19 protein-coding genes and 1 tRNA gene are annotated in these 21,599 nt (G+C 38.4%); 19 read left to right on the forward strand and 1 reads right to left on the reverse strand.

What is annotated here, in order from left to right; genetic code table 11:
* Positions 1-3: 3 nt before the first annotated feature.
* The gene (locus E4661_RS07610; RefSeq protein ID WP_136466232.1) at positions 4-768 is read right to left on the reverse strand and encodes an alpha/beta fold hydrolase; all 765 of its coding nucleotides are present in this window, start codon (positions 766-768) and stop codon (positions 4-6) included.
* A 264-nt stretch (positions 769-1,032) separates the two neighbouring features.
* Between E4661_RS07610 and E4661_RS07615 the strand changes: the two genes are divergently transcribed.
* The 19 genes from E4661_RS07615 (at position 1,033) to E4661_RS07705 (ending at position 21,440) form a co-directional block, all read left to right on the forward strand.
* Positions 1,033-1,488: a division/cell wall cluster transcriptional repressor MraZ gene (locus E4661_RS07615; RefSeq protein ID WP_136466233.1), complete on the forward strand. Its 456-nt coding sequence runs from the start codon at positions 1,033-1,035 to the stop codon at positions 1,486-1,488.
* Positions 1,481-2,401 carry a 16S rRNA (cytosine(1402)-N(4))-methyltransferase RsmH gene (rsmH, locus tag E4661_RS07620; RefSeq protein ID WP_136466234.1) on the forward strand — a complete coding sequence of 307 codons (921 nt, stop codon included), beginning with the start codon at positions 1,481-1,483 and terminating at the stop codon, positions 2,399-2,401. Before E4661_RS07615 ends, rsmH begins: the two co-directional genes overlap by 8 nt.
* Positions 2,398-2,715: an FtsL-like putative cell division protein gene (locus E4661_RS07625; protein ID WP_136466235.1), complete on the forward strand. Its 318-nt coding sequence runs from the start codon at positions 2,398-2,400 to the stop codon at positions 2,713-2,715. Before rsmH ends, E4661_RS07625 begins: the two co-directional genes overlap by 4 nt.
* Positions 2,715-4,724, forward strand: a complete 2,010-nt coding sequence (locus E4661_RS07630) for a penicillin-binding protein (RefSeq protein WP_136466236.1) — start codon at positions 2,715-2,717, stop codon at positions 4,722-4,724. Before E4661_RS07625 ends, E4661_RS07630 begins: the two co-directional genes overlap by 1 nt.
* Positions 4,721-6,184: a UDP-N-acetylmuramoyl-L-alanyl-D-glutamate--2,6-diaminopimelate ligase gene (locus tag E4661_RS07635; RefSeq protein ID WP_136466237.1), complete on the forward strand. Its 1,464-nt coding sequence runs from the start codon at positions 4,721-4,723 to the stop codon at positions 6,182-6,184. The genes E4661_RS07630 and E4661_RS07635 overlap by 4 nt, the downstream gene beginning before the upstream one ends.
* 8 nt (positions 6,185-6,192) lie before the next feature.
* On the forward strand, positions 6,193-7,413 hold the full coding sequence (mraY, locus tag E4661_RS07640) for a phospho-N-acetylmuramoyl-pentapeptide-transferase (RefSeq protein WP_136466238.1): 1,221 nt from the start codon (positions 6,193-6,195) through the stop codon (positions 7,411-7,413).
* Positions 7,414-8,748 (forward strand): UDP-N-acetylmuramoyl-L-alanine--D-glutamate ligase, encoded by a 1,335-nt coding sequence (murD, locus tag E4661_RS07645; RefSeq protein ID WP_136466239.1) that lies wholly within the window; start codon positions 7,414-7,416, stop codon positions 8,746-8,748. It abuts the gene before it with no gap.
* 12 nt (positions 8,749-8,760) lie between these two features.
* A complete protein-coding gene (locus E4661_RS07650) occupies positions 8,761-9,969 on the forward strand; it encodes an FtsW/RodA/SpoVE family cell cycle protein (RefSeq protein ID WP_136466261.1) in 1,209 nt (402 codons plus the stop codon).
* On the forward strand, positions 9,956-11,044 hold the full coding sequence (gene murG, locus E4661_RS07655; protein WP_136466240.1) for an undecaprenyldiphospho-muramoylpentapeptide beta-N-acetylglucosaminyltransferase: 1,089 nt from the start codon (positions 9,956-9,958) through the stop codon (positions 11,042-11,044). Before E4661_RS07650 ends, murG begins: the two co-directional genes overlap by 14 nt.
* Complete coding sequence (gene murC, locus E4661_RS07660; protein WP_136466241.1) at positions 11,041-12,393, forward strand: UDP-N-acetylmuramate--L-alanine ligase; 1,353 nt, start codon at positions 11,041-11,043, stop codon at positions 12,391-12,393. Before murG ends, murC begins: the two co-directional genes overlap by 4 nt.
* The gene (locus E4661_RS07665; protein WP_136466242.1) at positions 12,383-13,102 is read left to right on the forward strand and encodes a cell division protein FtsQ/DivIB; all 720 of its coding nucleotides are present in this window, start codon (positions 12,383-12,385) and stop codon (positions 13,100-13,102) included. The genes murC and E4661_RS07665 overlap by 11 nt, the downstream gene beginning before the upstream one ends.
* 3 nt (positions 13,103-13,105) lie before the next feature.
* On the forward strand, positions 13,106-14,431 hold the full coding sequence (ftsA, locus tag E4661_RS07670) for a cell division protein FtsA (protein ID WP_136466243.1): 1,326 nt from the start codon (positions 13,106-13,108) through the stop codon (positions 14,429-14,431).
* A gap of 32 nt (positions 14,432-14,463) precedes the next feature.
* Positions 14,464-16,425, forward strand: coding sequence for a cell division protein FtsZ (gene ftsZ / locus E4661_RS07675; protein WP_136466244.1), 1,962 nt, complete (start codon positions 14,464-14,466; stop codon positions 16,423-16,425).
* 101 nt (positions 16,426-16,526) lie between these two features.
* Entirely contained in the window at positions 16,527-16,979 is a 453-nt protein-coding gene (locus E4661_RS07680) for a GatB/YqeY domain-containing protein (protein WP_136466245.1), read from the forward strand.
* Between the two features lie 124 nt (positions 16,980-17,103).
* Positions 17,104-17,177 (forward strand) — tRNA-Arg (locus E4661_RS07685).
* 284 nt (positions 17,178-17,461) lie between these two features.
* Positions 17,462-18,718 carry a site-specific integrase gene (locus E4661_RS07690; protein ID WP_136466246.1) on the forward strand — a complete coding sequence of 419 codons (1,257 nt, stop codon included), beginning with the start codon at positions 17,462-17,464 and terminating at the stop codon, positions 18,716-18,718.
* A gap of 307 nt (positions 18,719-19,025) precedes the next feature.
* A complete protein-coding gene (locus E4661_RS07695) occupies positions 19,026-20,489 on the forward strand; it encodes a hypothetical protein (RefSeq protein ID WP_136466247.1) in 1,464 nt (487 codons plus the stop codon).
* On the forward strand, positions 20,486-21,208 hold the full coding sequence (locus E4661_RS07700) for a hypothetical protein (protein WP_136466248.1): 723 nt from the start codon (positions 20,486-20,488) through the stop codon (positions 21,206-21,208). Before E4661_RS07695 ends, E4661_RS07700 begins: the two co-directional genes overlap by 4 nt.
* Position 21,209: 1 nt before the next feature.
* Positions 21,210-21,440 carry a hypothetical protein gene (locus E4661_RS07705; protein ID WP_136466249.1) on the forward strand — a complete coding sequence of 77 codons (231 nt, stop codon included), beginning with the start codon at positions 21,210-21,212 and terminating at the stop codon, positions 21,438-21,440.
* Positions 21,441-21,599 lie beyond the last annotated feature (159 nt).

Here is a 21,599-nt window from a genome sequence, read left to right on the forward strand (position 1 = left end):
ATGCTAGAAGTTCCTTTGGTTGAGCCAGCCCTCAAGGATTTTATTGAAATCCTCCGGATGCTCCATCATTGGGGCATGTCCACACTTTTCAATCCAAAACAAATCCGAATCTGGAAGCAATTCATGGAATTCTTTTGCCACATTAGGAGGAGTTACCGTATCATTTTCACCCCAAATAATGCACGTTGGAGTATTCATTTGAGGTAAATCTTTGGCCATATTATGTCTAATGGCGCTTTTCGCAATAGCCAGTGTCTTTACCAATTTCATGCGGTCATTAACCGTTGCAAAGACTTCATCCACTATTTCCTTTGTGGCAACTTCGGGATCGTAGAAAACATCTTGGGCCTTCTTTTTAATGAACTCGTAGTCACCTCGTTTCGGATATCCATCCCCCATGGCACTTTCATAGAGTCCAGAACTACCGGTAATTACCAATGCTTTCACCATTTCAGGAAACATTTTGGTGTGCAGTAGTCCGATATGACCTCCTAGGGAATTACCCAAAAGGATAACATCTTTTAACCCCTTGAACTCAATAAAGCCTTCCAAAAACTTGGCAAAGTTCTTTACTGTTGTCTTGAGCATGGGCATCTCATAAATGGGAAGTTCGGGAATCAATACCTTATAACCTTGGGATGGAAAATAGTCAGATACCCCTTGAAAGTTGCTCAATCCGCCCATTAATCCATGGAGTATAATCATTGGGGTGCCTTCCCCTTTTTCAATGTAACTGTATTTTCCCTCTTTGATGATGTCTTCTTCCATCTAAAGTTAGTTGGTCCTAAGAAGGGCAAATATAGGCAATTCATATAACACCATTTTTACTGTTTATTCCTTTGTCTGGGATGATTTTTTTATGTGATTCTAGAGTGCTATAAATCAAAAACAAACAAAGAGTCTTTTTTTGCGGCAAAATCGAATCCTTTGGAAGAAAATGTGGAAAATTTATTAACAATGTGTCTTTTAGTGGAGAAATGTGGAAATAAAATATATATATTTGAGTTATTATTCTTAACCAATTGATTTTTAGTGACCCATATCATAGGACAACATAATTGTAAAGCTGATGCAAAAGGAAGGGTGATTCTGCCTATTTCTTTAAAGAATCAGTTGTTGCCTGTTTTGAAGGATGGTTTTGTGATAAAACGGTCGGTTTTTCAGCAATGTTTGGAGTTGTATCCGAAAGAAGAATTTGATGTTTTGATGCAAAAGGTTATGAAGAAAGGCAAGATTAATCGTAAGTACGATGCGTTTGTCAGGAATTTTGTGGCTGGCATGCAAGAGGTTGCGATTGATGGTGATACAGGAAGGTTGCAGATTCCGAAGAACTTGGTCACCTATGCTGAGATTGGTAAGGAAGTGGTGCTCAATGCAGTTTTTGATAAAATAGAAATCTGGAACAAGGATAAATATGAGGAGGTCTTGGCGGAGGGTGAGAAGGACTATGCCGATTTAGCCGAGGAGATTTTTGACGACGATGACTAGCGATTATCACAACCCGGTATTGCTCCAAGAGTCGGTAGACGGGTTGGACATCAGAGAAGATGGGGTGTATGTGGATGTCACTTTTGGTGGTGGAGGGCATTCCAAAGAAATTTTGAAAAGATTGGGGAGTGAAGGCAGATTGATTGCTTTTGATCAAGATGAGGATGCGTTGGCAAATGCTATCCAAGATGAGAGATTTCAGTTGATCAATCAGAATTTTCAATTTCTTAAACAATATTTAAAGTTCTATGGCATTCGGGAAGTTGATGGAATCCTAGCTGATTTTGGGGTTTCCTCGCATCAGTTCGATGAGGCGGGCAGAGGGTTTTCTATTCGGTTTAATGCGGATTTGGATATGCGTATGAACAGAAACAGTGAATTGTCGGCTTATGAGGTTGTCAATTCGTACGGGGAAAAGGAATTGGCTTCGGTTTTGTTTCAATACGGTGAACTACGAAATGCAAATGCAATTGCGAGAACCATAGTTGAGTCTAGGAAAGGTAATTCAATAAAAACCACGGACGAGCTGAAGGAAGTTTTACGCAGGTTTTTGCCGAAAATGAAAGAAAACAAGATTCTGGCGCAAATCTATCAAGCTATACGGATTGAGGTCAATCAAGAAATCGAAGTGCTCAAAGCGTTTTTGCTTCAAGCGCCAGAAGTTCTGAAAAAAGGAGGGCGGTTGAGCCTGATTAGTTATCACTCATTGGAAGATCGTTTGGTAAAGCGATTCATTAGGGCTGGACGATTCGAGGGCGAGGCCGAAAAGGATTTTTATGGGAACATTGATGTTCCATTAAAGAAGGTCGGAGGGTTAATAGTTCCATCAGCAGAAGAAGTGGCAAGAAATAATCGAGCTAGGAGCGCAAAACTCCGTATAGCCGAACGAATAAATAACCGAACACAAAAATGAAAAAGGGAATACTGGATCTGTTAAAAGGAAAGTTTTTGGTGAGCGGGGACGCTCCCAAAAACTGGATATTTTTACTGTTTGCCTCTTTTTTGGCCGCCATGATGATTTCCAGTAGTCACAATGCGGATAAAAAAGTGCATGAAATTGCGGCTTTGAGCGAAGAAGTGAGAAAACTCAAAAGTGAGTTCTTTGAGCATCGGTCGATGGTTCAACAAATGAAGTTGGAATCAACCCTAAAGGAAACAGTTGTTGTTGAAGGGTTGAAACCTTCAAAAATCCCCCCTCAAAAAATAAAGGTTAAATCGGATAGATAGTGGCAATCACTGAAAAAAATATAATGAACAGGCTTTATCTGGTTGCAGGGGGTCTGCTGGTCTTCGCTATTTGTGTAGTGGTCAAACTGGTGGATATCCAGATGATCAAGGGGGAAGATTACAAAGAGTTGGCGCTGAACAAAACTGAAAGAATGTTCACCATAGAGCCTAACCGCGGTAATCTATATTCCGATGATGGGAGCTTGTTGGCTGCATCTGTTCCAAAATATGAGATTCGATTTGATGCCAAAACAGTTTCTGAGGTAAACTTTCAGGATAATGTAGCGGCGCTATCCGATTCATTGGGGCACCTCTTTGATAGGCCATCTTCGTACTACCGACAGCTTTTTAGAAAAGCAAGGGCGAATGGCAATCGCTACAAACTGGTGGCAAGAAATGTAAATTATTTGGATTATGTCCGAATCAAACAGTTTCCACTTTTCAAATTAGGGCCGTACAAGGGTGGTTTTATTGAAACGCATCGTGTGGTTAGGGAGTACCCTTTGGGTAAGATGGCGGCCAGAAGTATTGGATACGAGCGTGTAGATGAAAACGGTTACTATACTAGGGTGGGTCTGGATGGAGCCTTTGGAGAACAGTATTTGCGAGGCAAGGAAGGAAAACGATTGAAACAGAAGATTGCGAAAGGCCAATGGAAACCTGTTGGGCTTGATAATATCGTTGAGCCTCAAGACGGGCTTGATGTTGTTTCCACAATTGACATAAATATACAGGACATTGCGCATCATGAACTTTTGGCGCAGCTTGAAAAATATAATGCAGATCATGGTTGCGTAGTGGTCATGGAAACTGAGACAGGGGAAATCAAGGCCATTTCCAATTTGGGTCGCACCGCTGAAGGAAAGTATTATGAAAAATTGAACTACGCTGTGGGTGAGTCCCATGAGCCAGGCTCTACTTTTAAGTTGATGTCAATGGTGGTGGCACTTGAAGATAAAGTCATTGATACGAGTACTGTCATCGATACCGAGAAAGGAAGGTATCGCATTTATGATCGAGTTGTTAAAGATTCAAAATGGGGAGGATATGGTAAAATATCTGCTTCTCATGCATTCGAAGTCTCTTCAAATACGGCTTTTGCTAAAATTATCCATGAAAATTATAAGGAAAACCCAGAAAAATATGTTGACCGCTTAATGAACATGGGACTTCACAAAAAATTGGAGCTGCCGATACTAGGTGAGGGAAAACCGGTTATCCGTTATCCGGGAGACAAAGGATGGTCTGGTATTTCCCTTGGTTGGATGTCGCATGGTTACGAAGTGTCTTTGACGCCAATACAGACCCTAGCTTTCTACAATGCCATTGCAAACAATGGAGAGTTTGTCAAGCCAAGGTTAATCAAAGCGGTGCGCGAAGGTAGTAAGGTTCTGAAGAAATTTGACAAGGAGGTGGTAAACCCTTCGATTTGTTCAAAAGAAACAATAGGTAAGGTTCGGCAATTGCTGAAAAATGTTGTTGAAAAAAAGCATGGAACAGGGCATAAATTATACTCCAAGAGTTTTTCCATGGCAGGCAAAACGGGTACAACACAAAAGAATTATGTGGCCAAAGACCCTGATAAGATGGCGTATATCTCATCTTTTGCGGGATATTTTCCAGCAGATAACCCAAAGTACTCCTGTATTGTTGTTATTCATGAGCCAGATAAAAGTGTAGGGTATTACGGAGCGGACGTTTCCGGACCGGTTTTCAAATCGATGGCCCAAAAAATATATACCATATCTCCCACCGTCGATGAAGTTGAAGGAAAGGTTTTGAATGAAGGTGAATTGGAAGAAAAGTATATAAGATACTATGCTAAAGCACAGAAACAGTATATACAAGTACCCAATGTGAAAGGAATGTGTGGTATGGATGCCGTTTCCCTATTGGAAAATTTGGGATTGCAGGTCGAAGTAAGAGGTAATGGAAAAGTGAAAAAGCAATCTGTGGATCAAGGAACCAACTTAAATCAAGTTAGAAAAATTGTATTGGAGCTTTCATGAAATTATTGAAAGACATATTGTATAAGGTAAGTCTCATCGCTGTAAGTGGTGACACTAATGTTTTGGTCAACCAAGTGCACTTTGATTCCAGAAAAGTGGAAATGGATGATGTTTTTGTGGCTATAAAAGGTTTGATCACAGATGGTCACAAATATATTGAGAAAGCCATTGAGTTGGGGGCCAAAGCCGTAGTGTGTGAGGAGTTACCTGAAATACTGGTCAACGGAGTTACATATCTCAAAGTTTCCGATAGTAATAGCGCATTGGCAATAATAGCTTCCAATTACTACGAAAATCCATCTAAGAACCTGAAACTCGTCGGAATAACAGGAACCAACGGCAAAACTACAGTAAGTACATTATTGTATAGACTTTTCAAGAAAGCAGGATTTAAGGTAGGATTGATCTCAACTATAAAAGTATTGGTAGATGACAAAGAGTACCCTGCGACACACACCACGCCAGACGTGCTCACCATTAATGCATACCTATCTGAAATGAATAAAGAGGGTGTGGAGTTTTGTTTTATGGAAGTAAGCTCGCATGGAATACATCAAAAAAGATCCGAAGGGCTACATTTCGAAGGGGCAATCTTCACCAATCTGTCGCATGATCATCTAGATTACCATAAAACTTTCGCTGAGTATCGAGACACTAAGAAAAAGCTTTTTGATGACCTGCCTAAGACGGCATTTGTATTGAGTAACATCGATGATAAAAATGGGTTGGTCATGTTGCAGAACACCAAGGCTAGAAAACATACTTATGCATTAAAGTCCTATGCAGATTATAGGGGCCAGATTTTGGAAAAGCAATTTAGCGGTCAGCTTTTGAAGATTGATGAAAATGAACTCTGGTCTAAGTTGATAGGTGATTTTAACGCTTACAATCTGCTTGCCATTTATGCTACGGCAGATCTTTTAGGTCTTGAAAAAATGGAAATCTTGAAACTTATCAGCGAGCTGGATAATGTCGATGGTAGATTTCAATATTACATATCAAAAAATAAAATAACGGCAATTGTTGATTATGCCCATACTCCGGACGCGCTAAAAAATGTATTGATTACGATCAATGCATTGAGGACTGGAAATGAAAACGTCATCACCGTAGTGGGGTGTGGTGGTGACCGTGATAAGTCTAAGCGTCCGGTTATGGGTCATATCGCATCGGAGATGAGTAATCAAGCCATTTTCACGTCTGACAATCCTAGAACAGAACCTCCTTCGATAATAATCGAGGAAATGGAAGCTGGAGTGGAACCTCAAAACACTAAGAAAATATTGTCCATAGAAAATAGGAAACAAGCTATAAAAACGGCTTGCAAGTTGGCATTGGCCAACGATATCATTTTAGTGGCTGGCAAAGGGCACGAGACCTATCAGGAGACGAATGGCGTAAGGGAGGATTTTGATGATTTTAAGGAAGTGAAAGCGGCGTTGTCCGATTTAAATAAATAATGTAGTCCATGTTGTACTATTTGTTCGATTTTTTAGAAAAACAATACCAATTACCTGGGGCTGGTCTTTTTGGTTTTTTGACTTTTAGGGCAGCTATGGCGGTATTGTTGTCTCTTTTGATTGCCATGGTCTACGGTAAGCGGATTATTCTGTTTCTTCAGAAAAAACAAATTGGTGAGAGCATTCGTGATTTGGGTCTAGAAGGGCAGCAACAAAAGGCGGGCACTCCGACTATGGGAGGACTTATTATCATTTTGTCCACGCTTGTTCCTGTGTTGTTGTTTGCGAAAATCCAGAATATCTACATCATTTTATTGATTATTACTACTATTTGGATGGGTGTCATCGGTTTTGTGGATGATTATATCAAAATATTCAAAAAGGATAAAAAAGGCCTTAAGGGAAGGTTTAAAATAATGGGTCAAGTGACCTTGGGGTTAATAGTAGGGGCAATTTTGTATTTCCACCCTGAAGTGACCATCAAAGAGAAGGATACGACACAAATCACTGAAGATTTTAAGGTAGAGCAAGTTTTTGGAGAAGAAATGAAAGCGGTTCGGACCAATGTTCCTTTTCTGAAAAATAATGAATTAGACTACGCCGACTGGATTTCATGGGCAGGTGAAGGACTTGAAAACTATGCATGGCTGATTTTTATACCTGTGGTGATTTTAATTGTGACTGCAGTTTCCAATGGCGCCAATCTTACTGATGGAATCGATGGTTTGGCGGCAGGTTCTTCGGCCATAATCGCAATGGCCTTGGGAATCTTTGCCTGGGTTTCTGGAAATATCCAGTTTTCTGACTATTTGGACATTTTTTATCTGCCACGCGTGGAGGAGTTGGTGATATTCATCGCTGCATTTGTTGGTGCTCTGGTTGGGTTCTTGTGGTACAATGCCTATCCGGCTCAAGTTTTTATGGGAGATACAGGGAGTCTTACCATTGGAGGAGTAATCGCGGTAATTGCCATTATTGTTCGGAAAGAACTGTTGATTCCGATTTTATGCGGAATCTTTTTTGCAGAAACCTTATCGGTGATGCTGCAGGTGAGCTATTTCAAGCACACCAAAAAGAAATATGGCGAGGGCAAACGGATTTTTTTAATGGCGCCTTTGCACCATCATTATCAGAAGAAATTATATCACGAAAGCAAAATAGTAACCCGATTTTGGATTATAGGCATTTTGCTGGCCATAATAAGCATTGTGACCCTAAAGGTTCGATAAATGGCTCGTTTGGTTGTTCTTGGTGGAGGAGAAAGTGGTGTGGGTACGGCCATTTTAGGTAAAAAAAAGGGATTTGAGGTCTTTGTTTCGGACAAAGGCGAGATAAAAGAAGAATACAGTAAAGTTCTTGAACATTTTGAGATTGAACGGGAGTCGGGCAAACATACCGAATCTAAGATTCTGAATGCTGATCTAGTGATGAAAAGCCCTGGGATTCCTGATAAAGTACCATTGGTTAAAAAACTGGTTGAAAAAGACATTTCGGTGATTTCCGAGATTGAATTTGCGTCGACCTATACCGATGCAACTCTAATCGGGATTACCGGGAGTAACGGAAAAACCACCACTACTATGTTGACCCATCATTTATTGCAAGATGATGGATTTCATGTGGGAATGGCCGGAAACATTGGGGATAGTTATGCTAAAATGGTAGCTGAGCAAGATTTTGACCATTATGTGTTGGAAATAAGCAGTTTTCAACTAGATGGAATAGTAGATTTTAAACCGCATATTGCGATTTTGACCAACATCACCCCAGACCATTTGGACCGATATGATTATCAGTTTGAAAACTATATCGCTTCCAAGTTTCGTATCGCAATGAATCAGAATCAGAAGGACTACTTGATTTATGATGCTGATGACAAAGTGATTCTCGATTGGTTGAAAAAACACCCAGTTCAATCCAAATTAATTCCCTTTTCCTTAAAGGAAAGGCAAGAACAGGGAGCTTGGCTTGAAAATGAAATAATAAAAATGAATGTTGAACAAAAAACCTTGGAGATGAGTACAGATATTTTGGCTATGCATGGCCAGCACAACATAAAAAATACCATGGCAGCCGGTTTGGCAGCGCTATTGGTGAATGTGAGAAAGGAAACCATCCGTAAAAGCATCCAAACCTTCCAAGGTGTTCCACATAGATTGGAAAATGTTTTGAAAATCAATCATGTAGAATACATCAACGATTCCAAGGCTACAAATGTAAATGCAACCTACTATGCCCTTGACGGTATTAAAAAGCCAATTGTTTGGATAGCTGGTGGAGTTGATAAGGGTAACGATTATTCAGAATTAATGCCTTTGGTGCGAGAAAAAGTAAAAGCAATCATCTGTTTGGGAATGGATAATTCCAAATTGAAAGATGCTTTTGGCAATGTAATCGATTTAATGGTCGAGACCTATTCAATGGAAGAAGCCATAAAGGTGGCCTATAAAATTTCCGAAAGGGGAGACTCTGTATTATTGTCGCCGGCCTGTGCAAGTTTTGATCTTTTTGAAAACTACGAAGATAGAGGTGACCAGTTTAAAAGAGCAGTAAAAGAATTATAGTAAACCATGAAAGTGTTGGGCGTACTTAAAAATTTAAAAGGAGATAAAGCCATTTGGGGTGTTGTTGCTCTCTTGGCTCTTTTCTCATTTTTACCTGTTTATAGCGCCAGTACCAATTTGGTTTATGTGAACGATGACGGTACAACCTTTGGGCATTTGGTAAAACATGCTGTCTTATTGTTTTTGGGCTTTGGAATTATTTATGCCGTACACCGTATACCGACCCACTATTTTAAAGGCCTTTCTATAATAGCACTACCCATTGTACTCATTCTTTTGGCCTACACCTTAACTGTTGAGACCAAGATAGGAGGGGTCACGGCAAACCGATGGATTAAAATCCCTTTTGTAGGGGTCAATTTTCAGACATCGACCCTAGCATCTGTTGTTCTGATGATATGGATTGCACGCTATTTAACAAAGATCAAGGATGTGGCCATCACCTTTAAAGAAAGCATATTGCCACTTTGGTTACCAACGGCTTTGGTGGTTTTGTTGATTTTACCTGAGAATTTTTCCACCGCTGCCATTATCTGTTTTTTGGTATTGGTGCTCTGCTTTTTAGGAGGATATCCTTTAAAATATTTGCTCAGTATTGTTGGAGCGGGTCTTATACTGGCTTCCATGTTTTTATTTGTTGTGTTCAAAACCCCTGATGTGATTCCAGGGCAAAGGGCAACAACATGGAAATCAAGAATTGAAACCTTCTGGAATCCTGAAAATGCTGAAAAAGACGATTTACATCAACTAACCTTGGCTAAAATAGCTATAGCTGAAGGTGGGGTCGTGGGCAAAGGTGCTGGAAAAAGTGTGATTAAAAACATGCTTTCCCAAAGCACGTCCGACTTCATCTTTGCCATCATCATTGAGGAATATGGATTGCTTGGAGGAGGCGCTTTATTGTTTTTTTATCTCCTATTACTATTTCGAATAGTGGTTGTGGCCAATTCGGCAAAGACCGTGTTTTCAAAATTATTGGTCATTGGGGTAGGTCTACCCATCGTTTTTCAGGCATTTATCAATATGGCGGTAGTGGTACAGCTGTTTCCAGTAACGGGACAACCATTACCTCTTATAAGTATGGGAGGTACATCCATTTGGATGACATGTATGGCGATAGGAATAGTATTGAGCGCGAGCAATAAAAAAGAGAATTTAGAGGAGGAATCCTTGAATATAGATGAAAGTAATCCTTTAGAAGTATTAAGTGGGCAATTATAGGTTTATACTTTCTGGAGGAGGAACGGGAGGACATATTTATCCGGCGATAGCCATAGCCAATGAGCTAAAAAAAAGGCATCCAGAAGCCGAGTTTTTGTTTGTAGGCGCAAAGGATAAAATGGAAATGGAAAAAGTACCCCGGGCTGGTTATAAAATTGAAGGTCTGTGGATAAGTGGATTGCAACGGAAACTGACATTGAAAAACCTCATGTTTCCTTTAAAGCTAATAAGTAGTTTGTTTAGAGCACGCAACATAGTAAGCAAATTTCAACCTGACGTAGCCATTGGTACGGGAGGTTTTGCCAGCGGGCCATTATTAAAGATGGCAGCCAATAAAGGCATTCCATCTGTACTTCAAGAACAAAATTCCTTCGCAGGAATTACCAATAAGCTGTTAGCTGGCAAAGCCAAAAGCATTTGTGTGGCCTATGACGGTATGGAAAAGTTTTTTCCAAAGGAAAAAATAATCAAGACGGGAAATCCTGTACGTTCAGATTTGGTCAACCTTAAGGTTGATAAGGCTGAGGCCATTAAGTTTTTTGAGTTGAATCCCAGCAAAAAAACAGTGTTGATTATTGGCGGAAGTTTGGGAGCTAGAAGAATCAATCAACTGATTGAAAAAGAACTTGGGTTTTTCGAAGAGCACCAGATTCAACTGGTATGGCAATGTGGTAAATTGTATCATGGAGATTACAAAAAGTACAATTCTGATAGTATTAAGGTAAAAGCATTTCTAAATGAAATGGATTACGCTTATGCCGCTGCTGACATCATTATTTCTAGAGCGGGAGCAGGGTCGGTGTCTGAGCTTTGCTTGGTTGGGAAACCGGTGATTTTTATCCCTTCACCCAATGTTGCTGAAGACCACCAAACCAAAAATGCCCTTGCTTTGGTAGAGAAAGATGCAGCCATCATGTTGAAGGAAAATGAATTGGATAAAAAGTTTGAAAAAACCTTTTTTGAGATAATGAATTCAAGAGCGTTGCAAGACTCGTTAGGGGTAAACATCAAAAAATTGGCTTTACCAAAAGCCACCGAGCATATTGTTGATGAAATAGAAAAATTGTTATCGTGAATTTAAAGGATATACATAATGTCTTCTTTATAGGTATCGGAGGTATCGGTATGTCCGCATTGGCACGCTATTTCAATTTTGTTGGAAAACAAGTGGTGGGGTATGATAGAACCCAGACTCCAATTACTGATGAACTGGTTGGAAATGGAATCTCTGTTCATTTTGATGACGATTTAGGACTGATTCCAAAATCTTTTAAAAACATCAAAGATACCTTGGTAGTGTTTACTCCAGCGGTTCCGGAAACCCATTCCCAGTTACAATTTTTCAGAAATAATGGTTTTGAGGTCAAAAAACGCTCAGAGGTATTGGGCATCATCACGAAGGATACATTTTGTTTTGCCGTAGCCGGAACCCATGGAAAAACAACCACATCCTGCATATTGGCGCATATTTTAAAGGAAACAGGAACTCCTTTAACCGCGTTTTTAGGCGGGATCTCGGAAGATTTCAACAGCAATTTTGTGTTGGAGGGAACCGAATACTCCGTTGTGGAGGCCGATGAATTTGATCGTTCCTTTTTGCAGTTGTCGCCCAATGTGGCCTGTATAACCTCCATGGATGCAGATCATTTGGATATCTATGGGACTGATACAGCATTGCAAGAGTCTTTTAGAGTGTTTACCAAGAAGATAAAACCCGAGGGAATTCTCTTTGTGCGAAATGGATTGCCCTTAACAGGTTATACCTATGGTATAAATGACGATTCTGATTATCGAATAGAAAATATTTCAATTGAACATGGTACCTACATATTTGATTTAATCACGCCCTCCGAAGTTTTGAAACAGGTACGTTTCAGTAAACCGGGAAGGCATAATCTGCTCAATGGATTAGTTGCTTTTGCAATGGCGGTGCAGGCTGGTTCCCCACCGCACCGCCTAGCTAAAGCTTTGGGTACTTTCAAAGGGGTGCAACGGAGGTTTTCGTATCAACTAAAGGAAAAGGATTTGGTGTTCATTGATGATTATGCACACCATCCAACCGAAATAAATGCAGTGCATGATGCTGTTAGGGAAATGCATCCTAACGATGAAATAACCGTGGTTTTTCAACCCCATTTGTTTTCAAGAACGAGAGATTTTGTGGATGATTTTGCTTCCAGCCTTTCCAAGTTCGATGCGGTGTTGTTGATGGAGATATATCCAGCCCGTGAAGAACCGATAGAAGGGGTGACATCCACATGGTTGTTGAATAAAATTGACAATCCCAGAAAAAAACTGATTTCAAAATCGAATCTGATAGATGAAATAAAAAAATGTAGAACAAGAGTTTTGGTCACCATGGGTGCGGGGGATATTGGGTTGGAAGTGCCAAAAATCAAAAAAGAATTGGCCTATGCGAGTTAATTGGAGTTTTATCAAGTTAGCACTTTTGTTCATAGCTGTTATTGGGCTATACGGGTTTTCCGATTATAGGAGCAAACAGCGAAAAGTACAAGATATTTCTATTAAGTTTTTGGGAGACAACAGCTTATACTTGACCGAGGCTTCGGTTAATAAAATGTTAATACAAAATTACGGAAGCTTAAAAAATAGGTCTCAAGAAGGGTTAGCTTTGAATACCATAGAGGAGGTAATTCTGTCCAACGATATGGTAAAACAAGCCCAAGTCTATCTTACTGTAAATGGAGAACTTATATCTAAGATTGTTCAGCGTAAACCGATTGGAAGAATAGAGGGAGTCTCTAAATTTTATTTGGATGATTTGGGTGAACGTATGCCGTTATCCAAGCATCATTCGGCCAGAGTTCCCATTATTACCGGCAAAATCACGGGTAAATCCCTTGAAGATGCCTATACCATTCTCAATTATATAAACGGGGACGGTTTTTTACGAAAGAATGTTATCGGTATACACATTGAGGAAGAAGGAAAGTACCAACTAAAGTTTCGATTGGAAAACTTTGTGGTAAATCTTGGAGGGGTTGATAACCTTAACGAAAAGTTTAAAAATTTCATGGCATTTTATGCAAAAGCAACCAAGGATAATTCCTTGGAAAAATATGCCAAAGTGAGTTTAGAATTTGACAATCAAGTGGTTTGCACCAAAATTTAAGATATGGAACAAGGTAAATATTCAGTTGGATTGGACATTGGAACTACCAAGATCGTAGCGATTATTGGTAGGGAAAATGAATACGGTAAAATTGAGATTTTAGGAACGGGTAAATCCAAAAGTTTGGGTGTACATCGGGGCGTGGTCAATAATATTACCCAAACCATTTCCTCTATTCAGCAGGCGGTGGAGCAGGCAGAGGTTGATGCAGGGTTGAAGATTGGTTCTGTGGTGGTTGGAATCGCGGGGCAACATATCAGAAGCTTGCAGCACAGCGATTATATCACCAGGCCAAATTCTGAAGAAGTCATCAACGAAGACGATTTAGAAAGACTTTGTAACCAGGTATACAAATTGGTGATGCTTCCAGGTGAGGAAATCATCCATGTATTACCCCAGGAATACAAAGTTGATGGACAGTCCGAGATAAAAGAACCCAAAGGTATGTATGGCGGCCGATTGGAAGCCAATTTCCATGTTGTGGTCGGTCAGGTGTCTTCCATAAAAAATATAGGACGATGCATCAAAAGTGCAGGACTTGATCTTGGGAATATCACTTTGGAACCCTTAGCTTCTGCTGAAGCTGTATTGAGTCAGGAGGAAAAAGAAGCTGGTGTTGCTTTAATAGATATTGGTGGCGGAACAACCGATTTGGCCATTTTTAAGGATGGAATCATCCGACATACTTCAGTGATTCCATTCGGTGGTAACGTGATTACCGAAGATATCAAGGAAGGCTGCTCCATTATAGAAAAGCAGGCCGAGTTATTAAAGATAAAGTTTGGTTCCGCCTGGCCTGGTGAGAACAAGGATAATGAAATTGTTTCCATTCCCGGTCTAAGAGGTCGTGAGCCTAAGGAAATCACCCTAAAAAACCTGTCTAAAATAATCCACGCCCGTGTAGTTGAAATTGTGGAACAGGTTTATGTGGAAATCAAAAACTACGGGCACGAAGAGCAGAAAAAGAAACTTATTGCTGGTATCGTGCTAACCGGAGGTGGAAGCCAATTGAAACATCTAAAACAATTGGTGGAGTACATCACGGGAATGGATACCCGTATCGGTTATCCTAACGAACATTTGGCTGGAGATTCTGAAGAAGAAATAGCAAGCCCATTGTATGCCACTGCTGTGGGATTACTGATGAACGCCCTAGAGACCAAAACCAACAATATTGAGGAAAGCGATGCGGCCCAGGTTGAAGAAGAAGTTTTGGTTGGACAAGAGAATGGAACAGGACAATCTGTGAAAACACAGTCCGCTCCTAGAAAATCAATTTTTGACAAATGGTCCGAGAAATTGAAAGATTTCTTGGACAATGCAGAATAATATAACCCCTAAACAACAAACAAAAAACTGTCATGAGTAATAGCACCGAATTTGACAATATTGGTTTTGATCTTCCCAAGAACAAAAGCAACGTGATAAAAGTAATAGGCGTTGGAGGCGGAGGTAGTAACGCAATCAACCACATGTTTCAGGCTGGTATCAATGGAGTGGATTTTGTAATCTGCAATACCGATGCACAGGCATTGCAAAACAGTACTGTCCCCAATAAAATTCAATTGGGGGTTTCACTAACAGAAGGACTTGGCGCTGGTGCTAATCCCGAAGTAGGCGAACAAGCGGCATTAGAAAGCATGGAAGATATTAAGGGCATGTTGGGAAATACTACCAAAATGGCCTTTATTACTGCAGGTATGGGTGGGGGAACAGGAACTGGTGCAGCTCCCATTATTGCCAAGGTAGCCCGCGAAATGGAAGTTTTAACGGTAGGGATTGTAACTATTCCTTTTCAATTTGAAGGTGCTATGCGTAATAAACAAGCGCAGGCAGGAATTGAAAAATTAAGGGCCAATGTAGATTCCTTAATAGTAATCAATAACAATAAACTACGTGAAGTTTACGGCAATTTGGGGTTCAAGGCCGGCTTTTCTAAAGCAGATGAGGTTTTGGCCACAGCGGCAAGAGGGATTGCGGAGGTAATTACACACCACTACACTCAAAATATTGACCTTAGAGATGCCAAAACAGTCCTTTCCAATAGCGGAACTGCCATCATGGGCTCTTCAACCGCATCTGGTTCGGCACGAGCTGGCGAAGCCATTGCGAAAGCGTTGGATTCTCCATTGTTAAACGACAACAAAATAAACGGTGCTAAAAATGTGTTATTGTTGATTGTTTCTGGTTCTCAGGAAATTACTATTGATGAGATAGGAGAAATCAATGATTATATTCAAATAGAGGCTGGTCATGGTGCCAACATCATTATGGGGGTTGGAGAAGACGAAAACTTGGGAGACGCTATTGCAGTTACCGTAATTGCTACAGGATTCAATATTGATCAGCAAGACGATATTGTGAATACAGAGACCAAGAAGGTTTTTTATACACTAGAAGATGAGCAGACCGCTGAGCAAGAATTGACTCCCGAATCGACTGCGATACAAGATATCGAAGTAGAAAAGCTACCTGAACCAGTTGAGCCAGAACCGGAAATTGTTAGGCACACCTTGGAAATGGAGGAGGTGGAAGAGGTAAAGCCAAAAGAGCCAGAATCCGATTTGATTCCAACTACCAATTATATCAGAAATTTTAATGTTTTCTATGAAGAGGTAATGCCAGAAAACATAGAGGACGATTTTGTGATTATCGAGGCCAAAAGCATTTTAAATGATATAGATGTTGTGGAACCTGAAGTGGTATCATCAAAAACAGACGAAGATCAGTTTGCATTGAGCTTTGATATGCCGTTAAATACAAATGTTGAAACGGAGGAAGAAAGGGAACACACCATTACTTTTAATTTGGATGATAACATTCGTGATATTGATGTGAACGAATATGTAGAGGTCAAACCTGTTTTGGAATATAAGAATGAGGGAGAAACTCGATATGATCTTGAGGAGTACATGGAGTTGGAGACCAAGTTGACTGGTGCCAAATCAGTCGCTGAAACCCATGAGCCAAAAATTGTGGAAGACGAATTGGTCTTTGAAAAGAAGACCATTAAAACTGAAGCTTCTAATCAAAAAGGGGATACATCGGGCAGCGCGGATCCTTTTGATAGTTCTATAAGTGACCTATTAAAAGACCGGGCCGATGAACGCAGAAAAAAGCTGAAAAATTTTAACTATAAGTTTCAAAACAACAGAAATAGCATAGATGAAATTGAGAAGCAACCAGCATATAAGAGACAAGGTGTTGATTTAGATGATACTCCACAAGAACAAAAGGTCTCAAGAACAACTTTGAGTGAGGACAGTAATGACGATTTACAATTACGCTCCAACAACTCCTTCTTGCACGATAATGTTGATTAGTAGTGTTTAAATTGACTCCATTTTTAATGGAAAACCTAAACCCGTAAGTTAAGAGACTTTCGGGTTTATTTTTTATCTTCGCAGCCCAAAATAGAGACAAGATGAGTTTGCAAGATCAAGTAATGACAGAAATGAAAGCGGCCATGAAGGCCAAGGATACTGTTGCTTTGGAATCTTTGCGAGCCATTAAGTCCGCAATTTTGTTGGCTAAGACCGATAAAGGTGGGGGAGGAGAGCTTTCCGAAGCAGATGAAGTAAAATTGGTTCAGAAATTGGTCAAACAACGGAAAGACAGCGCAGCTATTTTCATGGAACAAGGTAGAGAAGATCTAGCTGCCCCAGAATTGGCCCAAGTTGCTGTGATTGAAAAGTTTTTGCCAGAGCAATTGACCGAGGAGGAAATAGAAAAAGTGGTTGTGCAAACCATAGATTCCGTTGGTGCCTCAGGTATGCAAGATATGGGAAAGGTGATGGGAATAGTTTCCAAGGAATTGGCCGGTCAGGCTGATGGAAAAACCATATCTACCATTGTAAAAGCAAAATTGAGTAATTAAACTCATTTAATGTCATTCCCGTGCATGAACTGAGCGTAGTCGAAGTGAAAACGGGAATCCATTATTAGAATGTAATTGTTGAACTCCTGCTTGTGCAGGTATGACAATTGATATAAACAAACAAGGCCACGTAGCTCAGCTGAATAGAGCACTGGATTTCGGCTCCAGCGGTCGTAGGTTTGAATCCTACCGTGGTCACAAATAGGTAGTTTGAATACTGCCATGGTCACTGAAGGCAGGTCTAAATCCTGCCGAGGTCACTAGGAGTAAAATCCAAACGAATAAAAAACCTTGCAAAATCTATGATTTGCAAGGTTTCGTTGTTTTTGGGCGATAATAAGATTTGAATTGATATGATTCCAAACGTCAACAAATCGGTCAACAGATTTTTATTCGGTCAACAGTGTTGACCGAATAGCCAAAAACACAAGCCATAGTTGATTTGACTTTCATCTTAATGTTTAACCTTAAAGATGACAACTATGAAAACGTCACACACTTTTTCAATCCTATTTTGGATTAATTCTTCAAGAGCAACGAAAGGTAATGCAGAACTATTTGCAAGAGTAACCGTAAATGGTAAACGAGCCAATATCGGATTAAAACGAAAAGTTCCTATTTCACAATGGGATTCCAAAACCAAAAAGGTCTCTGGAACCGCAGCAACCTCAAAACAAATCAACAATCATATTGAGCAAGTAAGGGCAAGATTGTATGATATATACCAAGAATTAAAATATAAAGATGAGTTTATTACGGCTCAACTCATTAAAGCTAAGTACAATGGCGAAGATGACAATTCTAAAACATTACAGGAAATTCTAAAATATCACAACCGAAAAATTGAAAAAACTCTTGCGCCTGGTACGATTAGAAACTTTGGTATTTCGGAAAATTACATAAACAGGTTTCTTCAAAAGAAATTAAAAACCTCTGATATCTATTTAAGAAAGCTTGATTACAAGTTCATTTCAGATTTTGAAACTTTTCTAATTGGGTACTATCCAAAAGGGCATCCCAAAGCAATGAGCCATAATACTGTGATGAAGCATCTTCAAAGACTTAGAAAAATTGTGACTTTGGCCTATCACTTAGAATGGATTGACAAAGACCCATTTGTAAGATGGAAACCCACTTTTGAAACCAAACAACGTGAATTTTTAAGTGCCAATGAACTTTCTAATCTAGAAACGTATGCATTTCCGTTGGAGCGACTGGATAGGGTTCGTGATTTGTTCGTATTTAGCTGCTATACTGGAATTAGCTATGCGGACATTATTAAATTAACAGTTGATAATATTGTATTGGGTATGGATGGTAGTAGATGGATATATACCAAAAGGCAAAAAACAAAAACACCCGTTAAAATCCCTTTATTGGACAAAGCAGAATTTCTCATTGAAAAGTATACTGAGAATCCAATTACTATTGTTTCGGAAACGTTACTCCCAGTACTAACCAATGAGAAAATCAATTTGTATTTAAAAGAAATTGCAGATGCAGTGGGGATTAAAAAGAATCTAACTTTTCATATGGCCAGACATATGTTTGCTACCACAGTTACGCTATCTAATGGAGTTCCTATTGAAACTGTATCGAAGTTATTAGGTCATACCAAATTAGCAACTACGCAGATTTATGCTAGGGTACTTGATAGAAAACTTAGTGATGATATGAATGCTCTTAGATTAAAACTAAATCCAAAGAAAGAAGAAAAAGGAAATTCAGCTTTATCCTAAAAGACTGATTTTCTGCTTTTAATCTCTATTAACTTTTTGTAAATTAACCCTTTATAAAAAGTAGTATTAGTACGATTAAAAAACACTATATAATTATCATACGTATGTTTTACCAATCGATAATGTGCTGAATGAGTTAAGCAAGACTTTTGTGCCTTGTTTTTGATGAAGATAGCATGTAACCCACTGTCTTAACAAATTACCCATTATTGGGTATTTCACTTTAAATCGAATTCGCTACTTTAGTTTAAATTGTTGTTTGTTAGAATATTAACCTGAATTATGTCTTCTTAAACTAATTAAATATATGACAAAAAAGTACCTGTTATTAATATTGTTGTTTTCATCTTATTTGATGGCTCAAGAAACTAAAACATATGTTGTTCAAGAGACTACAAAAAAAGAAGACAGTAAAAAAGAAGCTTCAAGTGCTACCATAGAAAAGGTCCCTTTTGGAGAACAGTTTTCTTTAGATACAAAGCTTCCCAATGAAAATTATGTAGTGGTCTGTGCCACCCTGAAGGAGCTAGATAAAAAGTATTCCAGAAAATTTTACAGCTCAAACGATTTTTCACAATACAGGGATAAGTTTAAAATCATCCCTAATAAAAGTATATCACTGAAAGATAAATCTACTTTAATAATTCCTCCGCTTAAGCCCAATCGATTTTATAGTATTGATGTTAATTATACAAAAGGTATTTATCTAATTAATGTTTTCTCTGCAATTAATAAAGAGGGGAAATACACCATTCAGGATAATAAAGCTATACGTAAAAACTGGATGGACTTAGTAGATAAAATAAAAATAGAGAATGGTTTCAGTCTTTACTACTTGCCTTCAAACGAAGAAATGGATAAGTATGTAACGGCTTTAACTAAGTATGATTTTACTGGTTCATTAAGCGAGAAAGAAAATGATGAAATTGTTGATTTAAGTTTTAAATCATTTGAGATATTAAAATTTAAACCTCCTACGAATGATGAAATTATAGCTTTTGCGAAAAAAGTTAAAAATAAATATGATTCAACTGATAATTTTAGAAATATCCTTTTCATTGATTCAAGTGTCGGTGGATTTAAAATTAATGACTACCCTAATATATATCAGTTTTATGAGAATCATATTATGCCAATGATGCGAAACAAAACTTTTCAATGTGGGGAACTTCAAGATATAATTGAGAAAGAAATATTGAAAAAATCCACTTTAATCAAAAATGATGATTTTATACCGAATTTCTATTTTTATGCTGAGCATGAAGTGACATCAATAGATATACCAATTTCAACTTATACCAATTCTTTTGCGACCGCATATAAAAGAAGTCTAGTACCCGATTTTGGTTATGTAAGTTTTGTAAATATTGGCACGAATTCTTCATTAAGAGGTGGTAGCCCTTTTGTAGGTGTGAATATCTCATTATCTCCGTCAAATAAAAACGTACCTCTTCGATTGTCAGAATATGATTTTGCTCAAAGGTTTTCCATACATACAGGCGTTGTCTTGGAATCCATTGAAGAGGCTAATGTGCGAGACGATTTTTTTAATGATTTGTCATTAATGATAGGTGGTAGTTATAAGTTTTTAACACAAGGAACTAGAATTAATTTTGGAGGGTTACTATACAATAAAATAGATGCGATATCTGGTTCAAAATCTATAGCAGTCCAACCTTATATAGGTTTATCGATTGATATTGAAATCAGAAAATGGCTTTCTGAAATAATACCTTCTCTAGGAAATAATTTTAAAATTAAGTCTGAATGAAATTTAATACCATAATAATACTATTACTAATTTTCATTTCCTCATGTGAAAATGAAGATGATTTCAATCCTTCCACATTAGCAGAAAATTTTAATCTAAGAATTGAAAACGACAATCCTCCCGCAGATATGATTTCTGAAATTGCTGTAATTGCAGAATTCCCTGTAAACTTTAATACAGAAGATGATTCTAAGGTAGACTTCTTAATATTTAAAGAAGAAAGAGAAGAAATGTCCTCAGATATAGTTTTGACAGAAGACAATGGGAACAATGTAAAACAGGCAGAACTATTAGTGTCATATAACAGGGATACACCTATAATTGTAGAAGGTACAATAAGCATTAATGGAACAGTAATTTCTAAAGAAGTAGAAATTACTTTTTCAAAAGCTTACCCAGATTCAATTAATGTGAAATCCTCAAGTTTAACTATTACTCCCAATTCTTTTGAGGAAATTGAAATAACTACAGAATTATTAAGAAACATTGGTAATGTTAGTCTAAATACAATCGCTGAAACAAGAGTTGTTGATACAAATGGAACCACTAGAGGAATATTTAATAATTATCAAAACAGAACTGACTCAAATGGAAAAATCATTAATAAACTAACTATGGGAAATGATACTTACGAGGGAATGTTATTCGTAATATCATCAGTTATTAATGAAGAAAATGAAATTAAAACCGATACATTAACAATATATTCACAAAATTAAAATGGGAACAGAAAGAGCAAAATTCAGAAATGTTTTAAAAGAACTACCGCAGGAAGTTTTTGATGATATAACTTCAATGCTTTCAGAAAAATATGGTATTGATGATATTGAAGTTAGTAATATAACACTCAAACCAACAGCTAATCCCACCCAAGCTGAATGTAACGCATTAGGTAAAGAACTCTTTTGTAGGAAATATGGAGACGGTACTGTTAGATGTTGGTGTGTTTAATAATTCCGTATTGGCTAGTCATATCACCTTAATTGTACTAGCCACTACTTAACCTGACAGTTGTGGTTAATCTGACACTTGAAAAGAACCTTTAAGCTCATTGTATTCGATGAGCTTTTCTTTTGCTAAAAGTATGGAATCCTCAAAAGTCTGCAAAGG

This window comes from Flagellimonas onchidii, from assembly GCF_004804315.1.
Classification (GTDB): Bacteria; Bacteroidota; Bacteroidia; order Flavobacteriales; family Flavobacteriaceae; genus Flagellimonas; species Flagellimonas onchidii.